A 19866-nucleotide genomic window follows, 5' to 3' on the forward strand; every position below is an offset into this window, starting at 1 on the left:
ATAGGAAAGCCACCCGGTTTTTACATCACGATGCCGGCGAGTCGCATTGGCCGGGAAAAGGCGCCGCATGTCTGTTCAAGAAGGGCGTAAGGGTAAGCCCAGTTCCGGCGGCCTGCTGCCGCTATTGACCCCCTATTGGCCATGGATTTTGCTGCTGGTTGGGCTGACCATTGCCAGCAACGCGCTGAACCTGGTCGGACCGCAACTGATCGCGCGGGCGATCGACAGCGTTGGTGGGCCCGATTATCGGCTGACCACGCTGATTGAAGAGTTCCTGACGCTGGCGGCGGGCGTGTTCATCCTGACTTACGGGCAGTCGATCGTACAGACCGTGGCGGCCGAGCGGGTGGCGCGCGATTTGCGGGCCCGGCTGGTGGATACCATTTCGCGGCAGGACTTTGCCTATGTGCAGACGGTGACGCCGTCGCGGCTGTTGACGAATTTGACGTCGGACGTCGATGCGGTCAAATCGTTCGTGTCGCAGGCGATTTCATCGATCGTGTCGTCGTTTTTCCTGATCATCGGCGCGAGCATTTTGCTGCTGCTGATCGACTGGCAACTGGCGCTGGCGGTGCTGACCGTGGTGCCGGTGATTGGGTTTAGTTTCTATTACGTGCTGAGCCGGGTGCGAAAGCTGTTCCGCAAGTCGCAGGAGGCGATCGACTGGCTGAACAAGGTCATCAACGAGAGCATTCTGGGCTCGTCGCTGATCCGGCTGCTGAATTCGCAGGCCAGCGAATATACCAAGTTTCTGGAGGCCAATAGCGAAGCCAAGTCGATCGGCATGAGCATTTTGCGCATGTTCTCGACACTGATCCCGATCATCACATTCTGCACCAATCTGGCGACGCTGGTGATCGTGGCGTTTGGCGGGCATCTGGTGATTTCGGGCACGATGACGCTGGGCGATTTCACCGCGTTCAACAGCTATCTGGGCATCCTGATTTTCCCGATCATCATCATCGGCTTCATGAGCAATGTGGTGGCGCAGGCTTCGGCATCGTATGAGCGCATCGCCAAGGTGCTGGTGAGCGAAGCGCCCAAGCCGTGGGGGAATGTGGATGTCGAGCTGCGCGGCGATATCGCGGTGGAGCATCTGACGGTGCGGTATGGCCAGCGCAATGCGCTGGACGATGTCAGCATGGTGGTGAAGGCGGGGACGCGCACTGCGGTGATTGGGCCGACGGCGGCGGGCAAGACGCAATTGCTGTTCGCGATCAGCGGGCTGCTGGTGCCGCAAAGCGGTCGCGTCACCGTCGATGGGCGAGTGCTGACCGACTATGACAAGCAGGCGCTGCATCGGCAGGTGGGGCTGGTGTTCCAGGACAGCGTAACGTTCAACATGTCGGTGCGCGAGAATATCGCGTTCAGCGCGCTCGTGGACGATGCGAGCCTAGCCAAGGCGGTGGAAACGGCGGAACTGGATGACTTCATCGGCACGCTGCCGGCGGGGCTGGATACGGTGATTTCGGAGCGCGGCACCTCTCTGTCGGGTGGGCAGAAGCAGCGCATCATGCTGGCGCGGGCACTGGCGCTTAATCCCAAGGTGCTGTTGCTGGACGACTTCACGGCGCGGGTGGATGCGCGGACGGAGAAGAAAATCCTCGCCAATGTCACGGCCAATTATCCGGGCATCACGCTGATTTCGGTGACCCAGAAAATCGGGCCGGTCGAGGATTATGACCAGATCGTGCTGCTGATGGAGGGCAAGGTGCTGGCAGAGGGCACGCATGCCGAACTGATGCACAGCTCGCCCGAATACGTGCAGATTTTCTCTTCGCAGCAAAGCACCGAAGACTATGAACTACAAGCTTAACACCAAGGACGCCAGCGAAAGCAAAGAGTCGATCTGGACCGGCCTAGCCCGGTTGCTGCCACTCATGGCCGATGAATGGCGCAATATCGGGATTGCCTTTTCGGCGATCGCGGTGACCTCGGCGATGGCGCTGACCGCGCCGTTCATCATCGGGCACATCGTGGATCAGTTCATCTCCAAGGGTGACTATACGGGCGTGCTCACCTGGTCGGGCCTGTTGCTGATTGTGTTCCTGGTGCAGCTGGTGTCGAGCTATACGCAGACGCGCACCATGGGCGGGGTGGGGCGGCGCATCCTGTTCAACCTGCGCAATGCGATTTTCACCAAGCTGCAGGAGCTGCCGGTCGCGTTCTTCAACCAGAACCGTTCGGGCGACCTGATCTCGCGCATCAACAACGATACCGACAAGCTGAACCAGTTTTTCGCCCAGGCGCTGATGCAGTTTCTGGGCAATGCGTTTCTGATCGTGGGCGCGGGCATTTTGCTGCTGGTGCTCAATATCAAGCTGGGCGCGGCGGCGCTGGTGCCGGCGGTTCTGGTGCTGATCGCGACGCAATTGCAGTCGCCCTGGGTCAAGCGGGCCAGCTTCAAGAGCCTGCAAACGCTGGGCGGGCTGAGCGGGGAAGTGCAGGAGAGCCTGGCCAATTTCAAGGTGATCGTGGCCTTCAACCGGCTGGATTATTTCCGGCAGAAGTTCGCAGTCGCCAATGATGTCAACTATTCGGCGTCGGTCAGCGCCGGGGTGGCCAGCAATATTTTCCTGCCGCTCTATGGGCTGGCGGCGACGCTGGGGACGCTGATCGTGCTGGGTTATGGCATCATGCTGATCGACGCGGGTGACATGACCACCGGCCTGTTGATCGGGTTTTTGCTCTACGTCACCAATTTCTACAATCCGCTGCGGCAATTGGCGTCGATCTGGTCGTCGCTGCAACTAGCGCTGGCGGGGCTGGACCGGATTTCCGAAGTGCTGGCGCTGCAATCGGACATGGTGGTGGTGCCGTCCGAGGCGGTCGTGTCAGACGCCGTGATGGCGTTCGAGAACGTGTCGTTCCGCTATCCCGATGGCAAGGATGTGCTGAGTGGGATCACTTTTGCGCTGGAGCGCGGCAAGACCTATGCGCTGATCGGGCCGACCGGCGGTGGCAAGACCACGACGGCGTCGCTGATGGCGCGGCTTTACGATCCGAGTTCGGGAACGGTGCGGCTGGAGGGGCGGGATATCCGCGGCTATACGCCGGAGGAGCGCGCGGCCAAGATCGGGTTCATCTTGCAGGAGCCGTTCCTGTTCACCGGCACGGTGCGCGACAACATTATCTACGGCAATCCGACTTATGTGGGCAAGCCGGACGCGGTGTTGGTGGAAACGCTGGAAAGCGCGGGACTGCATAGTCTGCTGTCGCGGTTCGAGGCGGGGCTGGATACTTCGGTGTCGTCGAGCGGCGATGCGATGAGTCTGGGGCAGAAGCAGTTGATCGCCTTTATCCGGGCGGCGTTGCGCAATCCGGAATTGCTCATCCTCGACGAGGCGACGGCCAATATCGATACGGTGACCGAGCAATTGCTGGAGGATATTCTCAAGCGCCTGCCGGCGAGCACCACCAAGGTGATCATCGCGCACCGGCTCAACACGATCGACAATGCGGACGCGATTTTCTTCGTCAATGCGGGGACGGTGACGCTGGCGGGATCGATGGAAAGCGCAGTGGACATGCTTTTGAACGGGACGATGCAGAGCTGAGGCGATTTGTGCTAGGGTCTGGCGTCGCATTTAAAGGAAGAAGCTCATGAAGATCAGTGCCAGGAACCGCCTCAAGGGCGTCGTCACCGAAGTCGTCAAGGGCGCGACCACGGCCCATGTGCGGATCGATGTTGGCGGCTCGATCGTCACGGCATCGATCACCAATGAGGCGGTCGACGAACTGGGGCTGAAGGTTGGGCAGAGCGCCTACGCGATCGTCAAAGCCTCCGACGTCATGGTTGGCGTCGACTGATCGCGACCGTGCAGGCGGACGATTTACTGGGCCTGGTCGGCGATTGGTCGTTCAGGCGGTCGGTGACCGGCGGATCGATCATGACCGGGCAGGCGACGTTTGGTCGGGTCGGCGAGAATTGCCTGAACTATGCCGAGACGGGGATGCTGACCCTGGCGGATGGCAAGGATTATGCGTTCGAGCGGCGCTATATCTATGAGCTGCGCGGCGGCGGCTTTCGCGTGCTGTTTGACGAAAAGCCGCCGCGGTTGTTTCAGGATGTCGATCTCGGCCTGAGTGATGACACATGGATCGGCAGCGGCTTTCACAATTGTGCCCCCGATATCTATGCGTCCACCTACCGGTTCGATCTGCCCGTTGGGTTTCGCATTGCCCACGATGTGAGCGGGCCGCGCAAAGCCTATGCCATCGTCACAGACTATGCGCGGCGCTAGCGACTAACGGCGCAGGGCTTTGGCGGTCACGACAAGGTTCTCCAGCGCAGCCTCGACCTCGGGCCAGCCGCGGGTTTTGAGGCCGCAATCGGGATTGACCCAGAGTTGATCCGCCGGAATGCCCTGCGCTGCCTTACGCATCAGGGCTTCCATGTCCGCCTGGCTGGGAACGCGCGGCGAGTGGATGTCCCAGACGCCGGGCCCGATCTCATTGGGATATTTGAAGTCGCGGAAGGCTTCGAGCAGTTCCATGTCGGAGCGCGAGGTTTCGATGGAGATGACATCGGCGTCCATCTCGGCGATGGCGGGCATGATGTCGTTGAACTCGGCATAGCACATATGGGTGTGGATCTGCGTGGCGTCGGAGACCCCGGAAGCGGAGGCGCGGAAGCAGTCAACCGCCCAGCGGAGGTAGACGTCCCAATCGCTGTGGCGGAGCGGCAGGCCCTCGCGCAGGGCGGGCTCATCGATCTGGATGATGCCGATGCCGGCAGTTTCGAGGTCGATGACCTCGTCGCGGATGGCCAGCGCGATCTGGCGGCAGGTTTCCGAGCGAGGTTGGTCGACGCGCACGAAGCTCCATTGCAGGATGGTCACCGGGCCGGTCAGCATGCCCTTCATTGGACGGTCGGTGAGCGAGGCGGCATAGGCCGACCAGCGCACTGTCATCGGGGCAGGGCGGCTGACGTCGCCGTAGATCACCGGCGGCTTGACGCAGCGCGAGCCATAGGACTGGACCCAACCGTTCTTGGTGAAGGCAAAGCCGTCGAGCTGTTCGCCAAAGTATTCCACCATGTCGTTGCGCTCGAATTCGCCATGCACGAGCACATCGAGGCCGATGCGCTCCTGGATGCGCACGGCGCGTTCGGTTTCGGCTTGCAGGAAGGCGTCGTAGGTGGCGGTGTCGATCTGGCCCTTTTTGAAGGCGGCGCGCTGTTCGCGCACTTCGGCGGTTTGCGGGAAGGAGCCGATGGTGGTGGTGGGGAAGGGCGGCAACTTGTAGCGTTGGCGCTGTAAGGCACGGCGGGTGGAGAAGACGCCGCCGCGGCCGAGGGCGATTTTGGCGGCGGCGCGAGCCTTGACCTGCGGCTTGTGGATGCGGGCCGAGGCCTTGTGGGCGGCGATGGCGGCGGCGCTGGCATCGAAGGCGGCTTTGGCGGCGCCACGGCCTTTCTGCATGGCCAGGGTGAGGGCGCTGACTTCGGCCAGTTTTTGTTTGGCGAAGGCCAGCCAGGATCGCAGTTCCTCGTCTAGCGCGGTCTCGCCGTCGAGATCGACTGGGGTGTGGAGCAGCGAGCAGGAGGGGGCGATTTGCAGGCGGTCAGGGCCGATGGCGTCCCAGGCGGTGGTGATCAGGGCCAGTTGCCGGTCGAGATCGGCGCGCCAGATATTGCGGCCGTCGATGACGCCGACGGAGAGGGTTTTGTCGGCGTCGAGCAGCTTGAGGAGGTGGGGCAATTGTTCGGGCGCGCGGACCAGATCGATGTGGAGGCCCGAGACCGGGAGTTGCGTGGCGAGTTCTGCATTGTCGAGCAGCGCTCCGAAATAGGTGGCGAGCATGATGCGCGGACCGGCGGCGGACAGGGTCGCATAGGCCTGGCGCAGGGCGTGCTTTTGCGCGTCGGACAGGTCGAGGACCAGGATGGGTTCGTCGATCTGCACCCAGGTGGCGCCTTCGGCTTTGAGGGCGGCGAGCAGTTCGGCATAGAGGGGCAATACGCTATCGAGCAGCGACAGCGGGTCGAGGCTGCCATCCTTGGCCTTGGCGAGGCTGAGCCAGGTGACGGGGCCGACCAGCACGGGGCGGGTGTCGATGCCCAAAGCCTTGGCTTCGCGATAATGGTCGAGGGCTTTGGTGCTGGCGAGGTGGAAGCGCTGGCCGGTGTGAAGCTCGGGGACGATATAGTGGTAATTGGTGTCGAACCATTTGGTCATCTCCATGGCGGGCGCGGCGGCGGTGCCGCGGGCCATGGCGAAATAGAGCTGGTCCGGATCGGCGATGCCGGCAAAGCGCGGGGGAATGGCGCCGAGCATGGCGGTGGTATCGAGCATGTGGTCGTAATAGGCGAAGTCATTGGAGGGGATGATGTCGATGCCGGCATCGCGCTGGAGTTGCCAGTGGCGGGCGCGGAGCTGTTTGCCGGTGGCGTGGAGGGCGTCGGCGTGGGTCTCGCCCTTCCAGTAGGATTCGAGGCTCTTCTTGAGTTCGCGGTGCAGGCCGATGCGGGGAAAGCCGAGATTGGCGGATTTGGTCATGGTGGTGCCGATGCAAGGTTACGCGCCCGCCGGCGGGCCATAGGCCGCCACGGTCTGGGCGTCGAAAAACAATGAGGAACTAGGTTCGGAGCGTCAGGAGCGACGCATTCGGAACCGGGGCCTTGGTGCTATCGGCAGCAGGGAGATCGTCATGGCATGTCCTCGACCAGTCCACCCGACTGGCGTGTTGTGAGCGTTCAATCCCAAGGTAGGTCTCCTGGCTCGCGGGTGTGGCCGGATGCTCGCCTTCCCAGCTTGCGCCAGTGGCTTGATGAGCACCCGTCACCGCCTACAGTTGCGGGGGCAGCTCCGGACTGGGCAAAGCCGCACCGGATTCCCTGTTATCCCCTTGCGGGGACCATGGGCTGGACGACCATGCACTAGCGGCGGAAAGGCTGTCAATTGAGATATAAGGATTTCTTTATATCCCCGCTGTCCACAGCGGCGGTCGGTCGCCGGCAAAAATCCGTCACAAGTCATTGACGCGAATCGCGGGTAGGAACACAAGATATAGTGTGTCGTGGTCATCCGGGTCGCAAGGACGGGTGATAATAGGGAAGCTGGTGCGAACTTCGGTTCCAGTCCAGCGCTGCCCCCGCAACTGTGAAAGCGTGTTTCGGCACGCCAGCCAGATACCTGCCACGACAGGTTAATTCGTCCACGGCGGGGTGTCCGGTTGGTCGCATGCGAAGCCGTGGCCGCTCGACGGTCCCTTCGCGCGCGTCCCCATCCCCCGCTTCCACCTACGGGGTCTCTGGGGTCCACATGACTGAACTCGATATTGTTGAGCGCGCTGACACCGCTGTCGCGCAGTTTGCCTATGACGCTTCGGACCATCGGTCTGCGGCGGAGCCGGGCTATTCCATCATCAAGCGCAATGGCGGCACGGTGCCGTTCGATCCGTCCAAGATCGCGGTGGCGCTGACCAAGGCGTTTTTGGCCGTGGAGGGCAACAAGGCGGCCGCATCCCGCCGCGTGCATGAGATCGTCGAGGGGCTGAGCGGGGAGGTGTTTGCCGCGCTGAGCCGTCGCGCCAAGGACGGCCGCGTGTTCCATATCGAGGATGTGCAGGACCAGGTCGAACTGGCGCTGATGCGCGGCGAGCACCAGAAGGTGGCGCGGGCCTATGTGCTCTATCGCGAGGAGCATGCGAAAGCGCGCGCGGCCAGCAGGCCGGTGACAACTTCGGCTTCGGCGCTAAGCATGAAGCTGGCGGATGGCACTCTGGTGCCGCTGGATGAAGTGCGGTTGGCGACGGTGGTTGGCGAAGCCTGCGATGGGCTGGAGGGGACTTCGGCGCAGACCATTCTGGAGGAAGCCCGGCGCAATCTCTACAATGGCATTTCGCTGGACGAGCTGGCGCTCGCGCCGATTCTGGCGGCGCGGACACTGGTGGAGACCGAGCCGAATTATGCGCTGGTATCGGCGAGGCTGTTGCTGGACAAGCTACGCCGCGAGGCACTGAGCTATGTTTCCGGACGCACCGAACTGGCGACGCAGGCCGATATGGCGACGCGCTATGCGGAGTATTTTCCGGACTATCTGGCAGTTGGCATCAAGGCGGAGCTGATCGATCCGGAACTGGCGCGGTTCGAGCTCAAGCGCATCGCGGCGGCGATCAAGCCGGAGCGGGATATGCAGTTCCAGTATCTGGGGCTGCAGACGCTGTACGACCGCTATTTCCTGCATGTCGAGCGCACTGTGTTCGAGCTGCCGCAGGCGTTTTTTATGCGCGTGGCCATGGGGCTGGCGGTGCGCGAAATCGATCGCGAGGCGCGGGCGATCGCGTTTTATGACCTGCTGTCGAGCTTCGATTTCATGGCGTCGACGCCGACTTTGTTCAATTCGGGCACGCTGCGGCCGCAGTTGAGCTCGTGTTTCCTCACCACCGTGGCGGACGATCTGGACGGCATTTTCAAGGCGGTGAGGGACAATGCGCTGCTTGCCAAATATTCCGGCGGGCTTGGCAATGACTGGACGCCGGTTCGTGGGCTGGGCGCGCATATCAAGGGGACTAACGGGGAGAGCCAGGGGGTCGTGCCGTTCCTGAAGGTGGCCAATGACACCGCCATCGCCGTCAACCAGGGCGGCAAGCGTAAGGGGGCGGTCTGCGCGTATCTGGAAACCTGGCATGTCGACATCGAAGAATTCCTCGACCTGCGCAAGAATACCGGCGACGACCGCCGCCGCACGCATGACATGAACACGGCCAATTGGGTGCCGGACCTGTTCATGGAGCGCGTCGAGGCGGGGGCGGACTGGACGCTGTTTTCGCCGGATGAAGCGCCGGACTTGCATGATCTTTATGGGCTGGCGTTCAAGGCGGCCTATGAGGGTTATGAGGCCAAGGCGGCTGGGGGCGGGCTGAAGGTGTTTCGGACGGTCAAGGCGCTCGATCTGTGGCGCAAGATGCTGACCATGATCTTCGAGACCGGGCATCCGTGGATCACCTTCAAGGACCCGTGCAATATCCGCTCGCCGCAGCAACATGTGGGCGTGGTGCATTCGTCGAACCTGTGCACCGAGATCACGCTCAATACGAGCAAGGACGAGGTGGCGGTGTGCAATCTCGGCTCGATCAACCTGCTGGCCCATATCGGGCCGCACGGGCTGGATATGGCGCGCCTCAAGCGCACGGTCGACGTGGCCATGCGCATGCTCGACAATGTGGTGGACATTAATTTCTACACCATTCCCGAGGCGCGGAAGTCCAATCTGCGGCACCGGCCCGTGGGGCTGGGGCTGATGGGATTTGCCGATGCGCTGCAGGTGCAGGGCATCGCCTATGCGTCGGAGCGGGCGGTGGAATTTGCCGATAGCTCGATGGAGGCGATCAGCTATTTCGCGATTTCGGCATCGACGGATTTGGCGGAAGAGCGCGGCGCTTATGCGTCGTTCCAGGGTTCGCTGTGGAGCCAGGGTATCTTGCCGATCGATAGCCAGGAACTGCTGGCGCGGACGCGCAGCGAAATCAATATCGACCGCACGCAGCGGCTGGATTGGGAGACGCTGCGGGCTCGGGTCAGAAACGTTGGCATGCGTAATTCCAACACGATGGCGATCGCGCCGACGGCGACGATTTCCAACATTTGCGGTGTCAGCCAGTCGATCGAGCCGGGGTATCAGAACCTCTATGTGAAATCGAACATGAGCGGCGATTTCACCGTGGTGAATGCGCAACTGGTGCGTGATCTCAAGGCGCGCGGGCTTTGGGACGCGGTGATGATTTCGGACCTGAAGTACTTCGATGGTTCGGTGGGGCAGATCGACCGGGTGCCGGACGATATCAAGGCGATCTATGCGACCGCGTTCGAGATGGATTCTGCGTGGATCATCGCGGCGGCGTCGCGGCGGCAGAAGTGGATCGACCAGGCGCAGTCGTTGAACCTGTATCTCGCCAATCCATCGGGGAAGGCGCTGGACCAGCTGTATCGGTCGGCGTGGAAGGCGGGGCTGAAGACGACGTATTACCTGCGGTCGCGTTCGGCGACGCATGTGGAGAAATCGACGCTGAAGGGCACGGATGGGAAGCTCAATGCGGTGGCGGTCTCGGCTCCCGTCGTTGTTGCGCAGGTCGTTGAAGCGCCGCCGCCGCGTATGTCCCTGAGCATACCGGTGATCGATGGGCCGGCGTGCCTGATCGACGATCCTGATTGCGAAGCCTGCCAGTAAACAGAACCCCTCATCCGGCCTTCGGCCACCTTCTCCCACAAGGGGAGAAGGGAAAGAGCCGAGAGAGCTTCGGGCAGTCGCCTTCTCCCCTCGTGGGAGAAGGTGCCCAACGGGCGGATGAGGGGGTCTCTCCAACAAGGAAATCCCAAAATGTCCCTCGACTGGACCTCCGACACTCACAAACCTGCTCCTGTCCTAGAAGCCCACAGTGACCTCAAGGGTGGCCGCGTCTCCGTTGACGACAAGGCGATGATCAATTGCCGCGCCGATGTGAACCAATTGCTGCCGCTCAAATACAAATGGGCGTGGGAAAAATATCTCAACGGCTGCAACAATCACTGGATGCCGACCGAAGTGTCGATGCAGGCCGATATCGCGCTGTGGAAGTCCAAAGACGGGCTGACCGATGACGAACGGCACACGCTCAAGCGCAATCTGGGGTTCTTTGCGGCCTCGGAGAGTCTGGTTGCCAACAACATCGTGCTGGCGATCTACAAGCACCTGACCAATCCGGAATGCCGGCAGTATCTGCTGCGGCAAGCGTTCGAGGAGGCGGTCCATACGCACACGTTCCAGTACATCGTGGAAAGCCTGGGGCTGGATGAGGGCGAGCTGTTCAACATGTATCGCGAGGTGCCCTCGATCACCGACAAGGCGGCGTGGGCGATCACCTTCACCCAGCATCTGGACGATCCGGATTTCACCACCGGCACGCCCGATACCGACCGCGCCTTCGTGCGCGATCTGATCGCCTTCTATGTGATCTTTGAGGGGATGTGGTTCTATACCGGCTTTGCGCAGATCCTGTCGCTGGGGCGCCGCAACAAGATGGTCGGTATTGCCGAGCAGTATCAGTACATCCTGCGCGACGAGAGCATTCATCTCAACTTCGGCATCGACGTCATCAACCAGATCAAGGCGGAGAACCCGCATGTCTGGACGGCGGAGTTCCAGGAGGAAGTGCGTGGCATGATCCGCACGGCGGCGGAGCTGGAGGCGGCTTATGGGCGCGATACCATGCCGCGCGGGTTTCTCGGGCTGAACGCGGCGCTATGCGAGCAGTATATGCACTTCATCGCCAACCGTCGCTGCGCCCAGCTTGGGCTGGCGCCGGTCTATCCCGAGACGGAGAACCCGTTCCCCTGGATGAGCGAGGCGATGGATTTGAAGAAGGAGAAGAACTTCTTCGAGACCCGCGTCATCGAATATCAGAATGGCGGGGCGCTGAGCTGGGACTGACGGACGTCACCGCGGCCATTTGATCACCAGCTTGTCGCCCGGTCCGTGGGCGGCTGCGAACATCAGGCCGGCGAACAAGCTGAAATGATCGACGAAGAAGCCGAACTCCATCTGGTTGGCGGTCCAGGTGGAGGGTCCGTGAAAGGCAAAGGCCAGGAAGATGACGTAGAGCCCCGCCAGCACGGCGGCCGGCGAAAACAGGATGCCGGTGAAGAAGGCGGCGACTAGCGCCAACTCGAAAAGGGCTGCCAGCCAGGCGAAGACCAGCGGCAGGGGAAAACCGATGGAGGCGATATAGCCGGCGGTCGCCTCCATGCCGGTGAATTTGAAATAGGCGGCCATCAGGAATACGCATCCGAAGATGAGCCGCCCAAGAAGCACTGCGGTTGTGCGAGCCATTTGTATTCTCCTCTCATTGCTGTTCGGCGGCATCGGGCCGCGCGAGCCCCTAGGGCTCTCAAACAACGACGAACGGGGTGGGAGAATTCAGACAGCGATGTGGGGGAATTTATGGAGACGCTTCGCGCGACCACTACGTGCCAGCTGCTCAAAGCATGATCCGGCGCTGACGGTGACCCGCTGCCACGCAGCAGGCCTTTCGAAGGGCAACTTTCAAGATGCGAAAGCAAGGCGTGAGTGACCGGAATGGGGCGGTGGGTTCAACTGATCGTCGCAACACCTTTAATCTGAGAGGATTGGGAGGTGTCGCATGGTGACGTCAAGGGTCTGGTTTACCGCCGAACAGAAGGTTGAGCTCTGGGAGCGATGGAAGCAGGGTCAGAGCATTCGTCGATCTCGCGAGCGCTGGATCGCAGGACCGAAGGTGGCGTTCAGCGGATTGTAGTTGTCCGTGGCGGCATTGCTCCATCAGCAAGACGGCGAGCTGCAAGGACGCTCGAGGTGTGGGAGCGCGAAGAGATCTCTCGCGGGGCTGCGGCAGGTCTTTCCATCCGCGCGATTGCTCGATGTCTGGGGCGGTCCCTCGCACGAGGCCTACCGAGGAAGCCGCGAAGCTGGGCAACGCCCCGGCATTTTTGGGAGGATGCTGTCCGCCCGCAATGGAGCGAGCGGACAGCATCGTGTCAACGCGACGGTGCGAATGGAGCTAGTACATCGTCCGCGGATTGGTGGCGTCTGCGGGAATTTGCTGGATCACGTCCCAATGCTCGGCAATCTTGCCGTTCTCGACGCGGAAGATGTCGACGATGACGGTGCCGGGGGAGTTTTCCGATTTCGGCTGCGCGGTTTGCAGCATCACAAGATCGCCTTCGCGATTACACGCTCGAATTTGACCTGCCGTTTCGGCCAGGAGTCGATGCCCAGGCCCTGGAGGAAGGTCTTTACTGCCTCCCGGCCATCGGTCATGGAGGGATTGTGCTGGATGTACTCGTCGGCCCAGTAACGGTCGAGGGCAGTGAGATCGGCATTACCGAACAGTTCCTGGAACGCCTTTGTAACCAGCGCCTTGTTGGCCTGTGTCAGTTCGTAGTCCTGCACGATCTGGGTCTGGGTGGCGTCCTGGGCAAAGACAGGTACCGCCAATCCCGCGACCGAGGCGGTCACGATGAAGATGGATGCGAGAAGCGTCTTCTTGAACATTGGGTCGTCTCCTGGTGTTTGCGCCTAGCTGAGCGCGCGGTTGACCAGAACGGTGTCGACATACTGGGTCATGCGAATGACCTTGCCGTCCTCGATCTGGTAAAGGTGGGCGAAGGGCGCGGTCATGGACTTGCCCGTCGCGTTGTAGGTGCCGGAATAGAGGCCGAAGGCGGCAACCCGGTCGCAGTCGGCAAGGTAGGTGTGGACGTCGGCGCGATAGCCGGTCCATTCCGTGCCAAGGCGGCGGAATACGCCGTCGATCAGCGCCTCTGGCCCGACATAGGTGCCGGCATAGGGGAAGCCCTCGGCCTCAGTCCATTCCACGTCCGGCGCCAGGACAGCCCGCAGATTGCGGCCGTTGTCCTCGGAGGACCCTTCATAGGTCGCCCGGATCAGTTCGAGATTGGTGCTCATCTCAGCCCCACTTCATTTCGCCGGTGGCGACCTTGGAGCCGATGTCGAGAGCGACACCCATGCCCAGGTTCGGAAAGCGCGCTTCGAGCGCGGCCTTGAGCGCGGCGGAGTCGCCGCCCTTGGCCAATTCCTCCTCGAAAGCCAGCAGATACACCTTGGTATGCTCGATCGCGGCAAGACCGGTCGGCGCTGCGGGGTCCATGTGGCCCGGAATGACGACCGACGGATTGCGGGCGGCAATCTTGTCGAGATTGGCGATCCAGGCCGCGCGCTGCTCCTTGGTGGGCGTGTCGGCGGTCCACACATGCACGCCCGAAAAAATCAGGACGCCGCCAAAGACGGCATTCAGCGTCGGAAGCCACAGATAGCGGCGATTGGCTGGGCCCTCTGCCGGGACGATTTCGACCGTTTCGCCATCCACGGTAAGCGTCGGGCCGTCAAAGGCCTCCGGAAAAACGATATCGGCCTGGGTCTGCGGACCATTCTCGTTGAGCTTTGGGCCCCATGCGGCCAGCTTCTTGTCCACATTGGCCTTGATAGCTTCCACCGTCGCCGAAGCCGCAACGACCCTGGCGTGCGGGAACGCTTCGCGAACCGGCTTCAGGCTGAAATAGTAATCGGGATCGGACTGGCTGATATAGATCGTGGTCAGCGTCTTGCCCGTCGCCTTGATGGCGTCGGCGAGCGCGCGCCCGTCGGGATAGGTGAAGCCGCCGTCGATCAGCAGTGCCTCGCTTGGGCCCGACAGCAGCACCGGCGCCCGGAAGAAGCCGTTCCCGCCGGCTGGAAAGTGCGTCCAATTCAGAGTTGTTGCCATGATTGTTTCCTTGGTGATGCTTGTCGTCGTTGGGATAAGGGCTCAGGCAGCTTCGAGCTGAGCGACCAACATTTCGGGGCCGCCAAACATCGCGCCGTTGGGAAGCAGCCGGCGGCTGTCGCCCTTGCCGACGACCAGCGCGGGCACCCCGTTGGCGCCGAACAGCGCCATGTCGGCGCGGCCGGCCGCTATCCGCGCGCGGTAGGCGGCCATCAGCTCCGGGTCTGGCACGCGAAGACGGTCGGCGGCGTCAGTGAATCCGGCATCCGCGAGGATACCGATCACGACGCCGATATCGCCGTTGTCCCGGCCGTCGACATAGCGTGCGCGCTGAAGCGCCTTGAGCGTCGCTAGCTCATCACTAGGCGCCTGCAGCCCGACGGCCACGATGGCCAGAGTTGCCGGCGCAGAGTCGAAGGTGGCGCCTGTCGCGCCGAGTACCTGCTGGCGGTAAGTTTCGCTGAAAATCTGCCCGGTCAGCCGGGCGATGCGCTGATCGTTCTGCCAGGCATAGGCGGCAAACGATTGGTCCATGGAGCGGGCGCCTTCACCGGCAAAGAGGCCAGTGGGGGCAAGATGGATAGTCGCGCCAGCCACACGGCTCAATTGCTCTAGGGCACCACTGGCCCCGTAGCACCAGCCGCACAGCGGGTCGAACAGGTAGGTAATGTTCATGTCCTGCATCCTTCAATGTCTTGAATGCAAGCTAGGCCACCGCTATTGATTGATCGAGGACGTCAAAGCGTACAAAATGTTTGCGTACGGCATACAATGTGGTGATCTGGTGCAAGCTATTCGGCTCAATCGATTGGCCTACTTCTCCGCAGTGGCTGAGACTGGATCTTTCACCAAGGCCGCTGACCGCCTGGGCATCACCAAGGCCGTCGTGAGCCAGCAGGTCAGCCGTCTCGAGGCAGAACTCGGGACGAGTCTGCTGGTCCGAACCACGCGGCGGGTCGAGCCAACCGAAGCCGGCAGGCTGTTGCACGCGCGCTGCGTGCTGATCTTCAGCGAAGTCGAGGAAGCGGTCGGGGAAATCGCTCAAACCAATGCAGAGCCAACGGGAACCTTGCGCATAACCGCTCCCAATGACTATGGCGCGTCCACCATTGCGCCTGTCATCGCAGCCTTCACCCGGATGTACCCGGCCTGCAATGTGGAATTGCAGCTGTCCGATACCAAGGTCGACCTGATCGCCGACCATTTCGATCTCTCCATCCGCGTCGGCTGGCTGGATGATTCAAGCTATCATGCCAGGCGGATCGGCACGTTTCGGCAGTTGTTGGTGGCATCGCCGGACCTGACGCGGGCCTGGACCGCCGACGTGCCCGAGGACGTGACTGGTCTCCCTTTCATTGCCAATGCGTCGCTGAAAGAGCCGTTGGTCTGGCGCTTCGCCAAGGATGATTTCGACCCCAGGACCGTCAGACTTCGGCAGAACATCCTGACCAATTCCACGCCCGCGGCGCTGGCGGCCGTGCTGGCCGGTGGCGGCATGTCGGTTTTGCCGGACTTTCTCGCGGCGGCGCACTTGGAGGCCAATCGGCTCGTCCAACTCCTGCCAGCCTGGAGCCTACCAGCTGGAGGGGTATATGCCGTCTATCCGGCGGCGCGGTTCCGTCCACCCAAGGTCACCGCGTTCGTGGCGATGTTGTCACGCCACCCAGGCGATCAAACAAAGCTGGAAAAGTAGATATTCGCATCAGCCGCACGTGGAAACCGCGGCGGAGCTGGCTCGCATGATGAGTTTTGGCTGCAGGATAATGTGTTGCGCGCTTACCCGCCCTCCGACACGCTCAAGCAAAAGCCGGGCGGCGGATTGACCCAGCACGGCGCCCGGTTGGTTCACACTGGTGAGGCCATTCTGAGCGAGCGCGCAAACCGGGCTATTGTCGTAGCCAACGATCGCAACATCGTTGGGACTTGTAAGTCCCATGTCCGAAGCGACACTCAAAACTTCCACCGCTACCAAGTCTGACCAACAGAACAATGCGCGTGGCCTCACCGGCTCATCGAGCACCCGTTTGGCGCCAGCGACGATCTGCGCTTTAGCGCTGCCCACCCGGACGATGTTGATGTGTTCGGACAGACCACACCGGATCATCTCTCTACGGTATCCCAACTCTCGCTGGGCGATGATCGTGGACTCGGGGCGGTCAAGGCTGAACATGGTGGTCGCCAGGAAGCCGTTCGCGACTAAATGTCGGACGGCCAGGCGGGCGCCGAGCTGATCGTCAGTGTTGACCGTGTCAAACGTCCGCATCGTAGGCGCGTGAAATCCAAGCGCGACCAACGGCAGGCGCGACGCGAGCGCGTCTACGACGGCCTCTACATTGACTGTGCCAACAAGGATTATCCCTTCGACCTGCCGATCGATCATAGCCTCGATGACTGCGTCTTCGCTGGCCGCGGGCTCGGTTATACCAATCATGACCTGATACTGCGTTTCGGCCAAGGCGGATGCGACGCCATCGAGAATTTCGGCAAAGAAGGGGTTCCGGATGTCCGGCAGGACAAGCCCGAGCGTATAGGTCCGGCCGCGCATGCCTCGGGCGGCGGCCAGGGGCCGGTAGTTCAACTCCCTGATCGACGCCTCGACCCGCGCGCGCAGCGAAGCGCTGACGCCGTAGGCATCGCGCAACACCTTGGAAACTGCCGATACCGAAACGCCCGCATTCTCGGCCACCTGACGGATAGTAACCCTGGGGGGCAACCTGTCTTCCTGCACACCCAAGGTTGACACCTCCTCTCGAACTGCAACGAATTGAGGATCGGGAGGTCCCCGATCCTCAATTCGGCAGAGAGTTAGGCAGTTTTCCAATATTGGCGTTCGGCGGCGTCGGGATCGTTCACAACTCGGCATTCGGCATCGATCCACATGGTGGCTCGTTCCGTCAGGTTGTAAGCAGGCCACGCCGGCACGCTATCGGCATGGGGTACACCGGTACGGGCGAAGTCGGCCCATAAGGCACTCATGTTCTCGGCCGTCTTGTAGCGCTCGGGCGACTGATCCATCCCGAGAATGAAGTCCTGGCCGGCGGCCGGGTTGTTGAACTTCATGGCAATGTCAGAAGCATGAGGCGACCCCAGTTCGAATTCGGAGCCCGGAACCTTGGTCTTGCTGTGGTAGACGAGTTGGTACGAATAGACGGACGCGCCGGCTTGCGCGACCTTGGCTTCCGCAATTTTGATGGAATCCGGGACGATCGGCGCGGTCTTGATCGCGAAGTAGATCTCAGCCGGCGTCGCGTCCGGCCGCGAGCCCTTAAAGGTGGCGATGATAGCCTCGAGTTCGTCGCCCTGGTAGGTGTCGCTGAGCTGTTCGCGCAATCCGGCATCGTCGATGTTGAAGATGTCCGGTGGGCCAAAGAGCGAGAAGAACACCATCTCGTCGCGGGTCGTGCCGCACATCAGTGGTTTGTCCTTTGAGAACGACGCTACGCCCTGGGCAAAGGGGTTTTGCGGAATGATGGTGCCATCCACGAAGGCGCCAAATCCGGGAACCTCCCGACTTTCCGCCCAAGGCGCCTCGCCCATGGGTACGTCATTGCCTTGTTGGGCTTCGAGCAGCTTTGCGACGGGCATGTCCGTGAGCAGACCCAGATCGGCTTGGGCGATGCCCAGCGCAGCAAGTGTACTGCGGGCACGCTCGGTGGCACCCTCTCGGGTGGCAAGGGTCAGGGGCGCCGAACTTTCGATCGAGGCCTTGTGGAACAGGTTGGCCGCGCCGGGCATGGTATAGACGCAGGCGGTCTTGGCGCCGCCGCCGCTCTCGCCCCAGACCATCACATTGTCCGGATCGCCGCCGAAATTCTCGATATTGTCCTGCACCCATTGCAGCGCGAGCTGGATATCGAGCATGCCGGCATTGGCCGTGTAATCCTCGCCGCCGAGGTCACCCAGGAACAGGTAGCCGAGCAGGCCGAGGCGATGGTTGGATTGCACCACGACAACGTCATGCAACCGCGCCAGATTGGTGCCGTCCTGCCCGGCGGCCGAACCGGAGCCGACCGTATAGCCGCCACCATGGTTGTAGACCATGACCGGGCGGCGCTTGTTGTCGGCAGCGGGCGTCCAGACATTGAGGTAGAGGCAATCCTCGGAGGGTGCAGGCATGCGCCTGTCGGGACCCATGTCCGGCTGCGGCGCCTGAAAGGACGGGTTGCCGAACGTCATGGTGTCCCGAATTTCAGTCCAGGGCTGCGGCGGTTGCGGTGCCCGGAACCGCAGGGATCCCAGCGGCGGGGCGCCATAGGGAACGCCGAGGAATTTGGCGATGCCATCCTCGGTCTTGCCGCGGATCGGACCGTGGGTCGTCGCCGCGTCAATGGTGCCGCCGTCGGCCTGTCCCACCGCTGACAGCGGCAATCCTGCGACGCCGAGTAAAGCGGCTCCCTGCACCATCATTGTCCTCCGGGTTATGCGCATTTGAGTCATATCTGCTCCATCTGTTAATAGGGCATGCAGTCTCGTTGACCGACGCGTTGGCGCGGCTGGCTAAAGGCGACCGGGCCGGTGGCACTAGAGGTGGCGGGCGCGCCCGGAGGGATCGAAGACGATCGCATCCTGGGGTTCGAAGCCGAAGCTCACCTGTTGTCCGGGCTGCAGTGTCTTGTCGCCATCGAGCACCGCCAGGAAGTTGACGCCCGACGGCAGGTTGACGCTGACATTGGTTTCGCTCCCCAACCGCTCGACAAGGACAACCTTCCCGACCAGCGACCCTTGATCGCGAAGGACGAGCGCCTGTGGCCGTATCCCGAGCGTGACCTGGTCGCCAGGTTTCAAGCCTGTTGCATCTGCGAGCACTTCCACCCGCTCGACGCCCTTGCCACTCACGGCGATGGTGTTGGAACCGATGGCGTCCACGCCGGCGGACAGCAGGTTCATCTTTGGCGATCCGATAAACCCGGCGACGAACAGATTGGCCGGCCGCTGATAGAGGTCGATCGGGGCGCCAATCTGCTGAACCGTGCCGCCGTCCAACACGACGATCTTGTCGGCCAAAGTCATGGCTTCGACCTGATCGTGGGTGACATAAATCATGGTCGAACCGAGGTCCTGATGCAGCTTGCTGAGCTCCATGCGCATGTCGACACGCAGGGCAGCGTCGAGATTGGACAGCGGCTCATCGAACAGGAATACCTCGGGCTGTCGCACGATGGCGCGTCCAATGGCGACGCGCTGGCGCTGACCGCCGGACAGTTGGGCTGGCTTGCGCTCAAGCAGATGTTCCATCTGCAGGATACGCGCCGCCTCGCGCACCTTGGCGTCGCGCACATCCTTGGGCGTCCTGGCCAACTTGAGGCCGAAGCCCATGTTCTCGTAGACCGTCATATGGGGGTATAGCGCGTAGCTCTGGAACACCATGGCAATGCCGCGGTCGCGCGGTTCCACCTCGTTGACGATCCGCGAGCCAATGGACAGCTCGCCCCCGCTGATCTCTTCGAGGCCGGCGATCATGCGCAGCAAGGTGGACTTGCCGCATCCCGAGGGCCCGACGAACACGACGAACTCGCCGTGTTCGATCGAGATGTCCACGCCCTTGATGATTTCCACGCTGCCATAGCTCTTGTGGAGTTGCTTGAGTTCCAGTCCGGCCATGGCGGCCTCCCTTGAAAAATGTTG

Annotated in this window: 17 protein-coding genes, 1 pseudogene and 2 riboswitches; of the genes and pseudogenes, 8 read left to right on the plus strand and 10 right to left on the minus strand. The window is 61.9% G+C overall.

All coding sequences use genetic code 11. The features are described 5' to 3' along the window. The first annotated feature begins 67 nt into the window (after positions 1-67). The 4 genes from ABIB57_RS11850 to ABIB57_RS11865 are packed head-to-tail and all read left to right on the plus strand — an operon-like array spanning position 68 to position 4244. Positions 68-1816, plus strand: a complete 1749-nt coding sequence (locus tag ABIB57_RS11850; protein ID WP_354041010.1) for an ABC transporter ATP-binding protein — start codon at positions 68-70, stop codon at positions 1814-1816. Beyond that, entirely contained in the window at positions 1800-3557 is a 1758-nt protein-coding gene (locus ABIB57_RS11855) for an ABC transporter ATP-binding protein (protein WP_354041012.1), read from the plus strand. Before ABIB57_RS11850 ends, ABIB57_RS11855 begins: the two co-directional genes overlap by 17 nt. 46 nt (positions 3558-3603) lie before the next feature. Continuing rightward, complete coding sequence (locus ABIB57_RS11860) at positions 3604-3810, plus strand: TOBE domain-containing protein (RefSeq protein ID WP_299733313.1); 207 nt, start codon at positions 3604-3606, stop codon at positions 3808-3810. A gap of 8 nt (positions 3811-3818) precedes the next feature. After that, positions 3819-4244: a DUF6314 family protein gene (locus tag ABIB57_RS11865; RefSeq protein ID WP_354041014.1), complete on the plus strand. Its 426-nt coding sequence runs from the start codon at positions 3819-3821 to the stop codon at positions 4242-4244. A 3-nt stretch (positions 4245-4247) separates the two neighbouring features. Here the strand turns inward: ABIB57_RS11865 and metE are convergent, their stop codons facing one another. Continuing rightward, entirely contained in the window at positions 4248-6500 is a 2253-nt protein-coding gene (metE, locus tag ABIB57_RS11870) for a 5-methyltetrahydropteroyltriglutamate--homocysteine S-methyltransferase (protein ID WP_354041015.1), read from the minus strand. Positions 6501-6690: 190 nt separating this feature from the next. Then, positions 6691-6878: riboswitch (cobalamin riboswitch) on the minus strand. A 126-nt stretch (positions 6879-7004) separates the two neighbouring features. After that, positions 7005-7158, plus strand: a riboswitch (cobalamin riboswitch). A gap of 107 nt (positions 7159-7265) precedes the next feature. On the opposite strand from metE, the gene ABIB57_RS11875 reads away from it, so the two are divergent. Further along, on the plus strand, positions 7266-10172 hold the full coding sequence (locus tag ABIB57_RS11875) for a ribonucleoside-diphosphate reductase subunit alpha (RefSeq protein ID WP_354041017.1): 2907 nt from the start codon (positions 7266-7268) through the stop codon (positions 10170-10172). 150 nt (positions 10173-10322) lie between these two features. Further along, a complete protein-coding gene (locus ABIB57_RS11880; protein ID WP_354041019.1) occupies positions 10323-11411 on the plus strand; it encodes a ribonucleotide-diphosphate reductase subunit beta in 1089 nt (362 codons plus the stop codon). Between the two features lie 6 nt (positions 11412-11417). Here ABIB57_RS11880 and ABIB57_RS11885 read toward each other — a convergent pair whose 3' ends face one another. Further along, positions 11418-11810 (minus strand): DoxX family protein, encoded by a 393-nt coding sequence (locus ABIB57_RS11885; RefSeq protein ID WP_354041020.1) that lies wholly within the window; start codon positions 11808-11810, stop codon positions 11418-11420. A 310-nt stretch (positions 11811-12120) separates the two neighbouring features. Between ABIB57_RS11885 and ABIB57_RS11890 the strand changes: the two are divergent. Beyond that, positions 12121-12392: pseudogene (locus ABIB57_RS11890) on the plus strand (helix-turn-helix domain-containing protein); the annotation flags it as partial. A gap of 124 nt (positions 12393-12516) precedes the next feature. Here ABIB57_RS11890 and ABIB57_RS11895 read toward each other — a convergent pair. The 5 genes from ABIB57_RS11895 to ABIB57_RS11915 are packed head-to-tail and all read right to left on the minus strand — an operon-like array spanning position 12517 to position 14916. Next, a complete protein-coding gene (locus tag ABIB57_RS11895; protein ID WP_354041384.1) occupies positions 12517-12666 on the minus strand; it encodes a nuclear transport factor 2 family protein in 150 nt (49 codons plus the stop codon). Further along, positions 12666-13010 (minus strand): nuclear transport factor 2 family protein, encoded by a 345-nt coding sequence (locus tag ABIB57_RS11900; protein ID WP_354041021.1) that lies wholly within the window; start codon positions 13008-13010, stop codon positions 12666-12668. The genes ABIB57_RS11895 and ABIB57_RS11900 overlap by 1 nt, the downstream gene beginning before the upstream one ends. A 24-nt stretch (positions 13011-13034) precedes the next feature. After that, complete coding sequence (locus tag ABIB57_RS11905; RefSeq protein ID WP_354041023.1) at positions 13035-13424, minus strand: nuclear transport factor 2 family protein; 390 nt, start codon at positions 13422-13424, stop codon at positions 13035-13037. Between the two features lies 1 nt (position 13425). Next, the gene (locus ABIB57_RS11910) at positions 13426-14277 is read right to left on the minus strand and encodes an MBL fold metallo-hydrolase (RefSeq protein ID WP_502914388.1); all 852 of its coding nucleotides are present in this window, start codon (positions 14275-14277) and stop codon (positions 13426-13428) included. Positions 14278-14283: 6 nt separating this feature from the next. Further along, positions 14284-14916: a DsbA family protein gene (locus tag ABIB57_RS11915; RefSeq protein ID WP_354041027.1), complete on the minus strand. Its 633-nt coding sequence runs from the start codon at positions 14914-14916 to the stop codon at positions 14284-14286. Positions 14917-15025: 109 nt separating this feature from the next. Between ABIB57_RS11915 and ABIB57_RS11920 the strand changes: the two genes are divergently transcribed. Further along, entirely contained in the window at positions 15026-15934 is a 909-nt protein-coding gene (locus ABIB57_RS11920) for a LysR family transcriptional regulator (RefSeq protein ID WP_354041029.1), read from the plus strand. Between the two features lie 9 nt (positions 15935-15943). Here the strand turns inward: ABIB57_RS11920 and ABIB57_RS11925 are convergent, their stop codons facing one another. From ABIB57_RS11925 to ABIB57_RS11935, 3 genes are all read right to left on the minus strand, one after another. Continuing rightward, positions 15944-16969: a LacI family DNA-binding transcriptional regulator gene (locus ABIB57_RS11925; RefSeq protein WP_354041365.1), complete on the minus strand. Its 1026-nt coding sequence runs from the start codon at positions 16967-16969 to the stop codon at positions 15944-15946. A gap of 77 nt (positions 16970-17046) precedes the next feature. Continuing rightward, complete coding sequence (locus tag ABIB57_RS11930; protein ID WP_354041030.1) at positions 17047-18645, minus strand: carboxylesterase/lipase family protein; 1599 nt, start codon at positions 18643-18645, stop codon at positions 17047-17049. Between the two features lie 117 nt (positions 18646-18762). Then, positions 18763-19842, minus strand: coding sequence for an ABC transporter ATP-binding protein (locus ABIB57_RS11935; RefSeq protein ID WP_354041031.1), 1080 nt, complete (start codon positions 19840-19842; stop codon positions 18763-18765). Between the last annotated feature and the right edge of the window lie 24 nt (positions 19843-19866).

The sequence above is a fragment of the Devosia sp. UYZn731 genome (assembly GCF_040546795.1).
GTDB lineage: Bacteria > Pseudomonadota > Alphaproteobacteria > Rhizobiales > Devosiaceae > Devosia.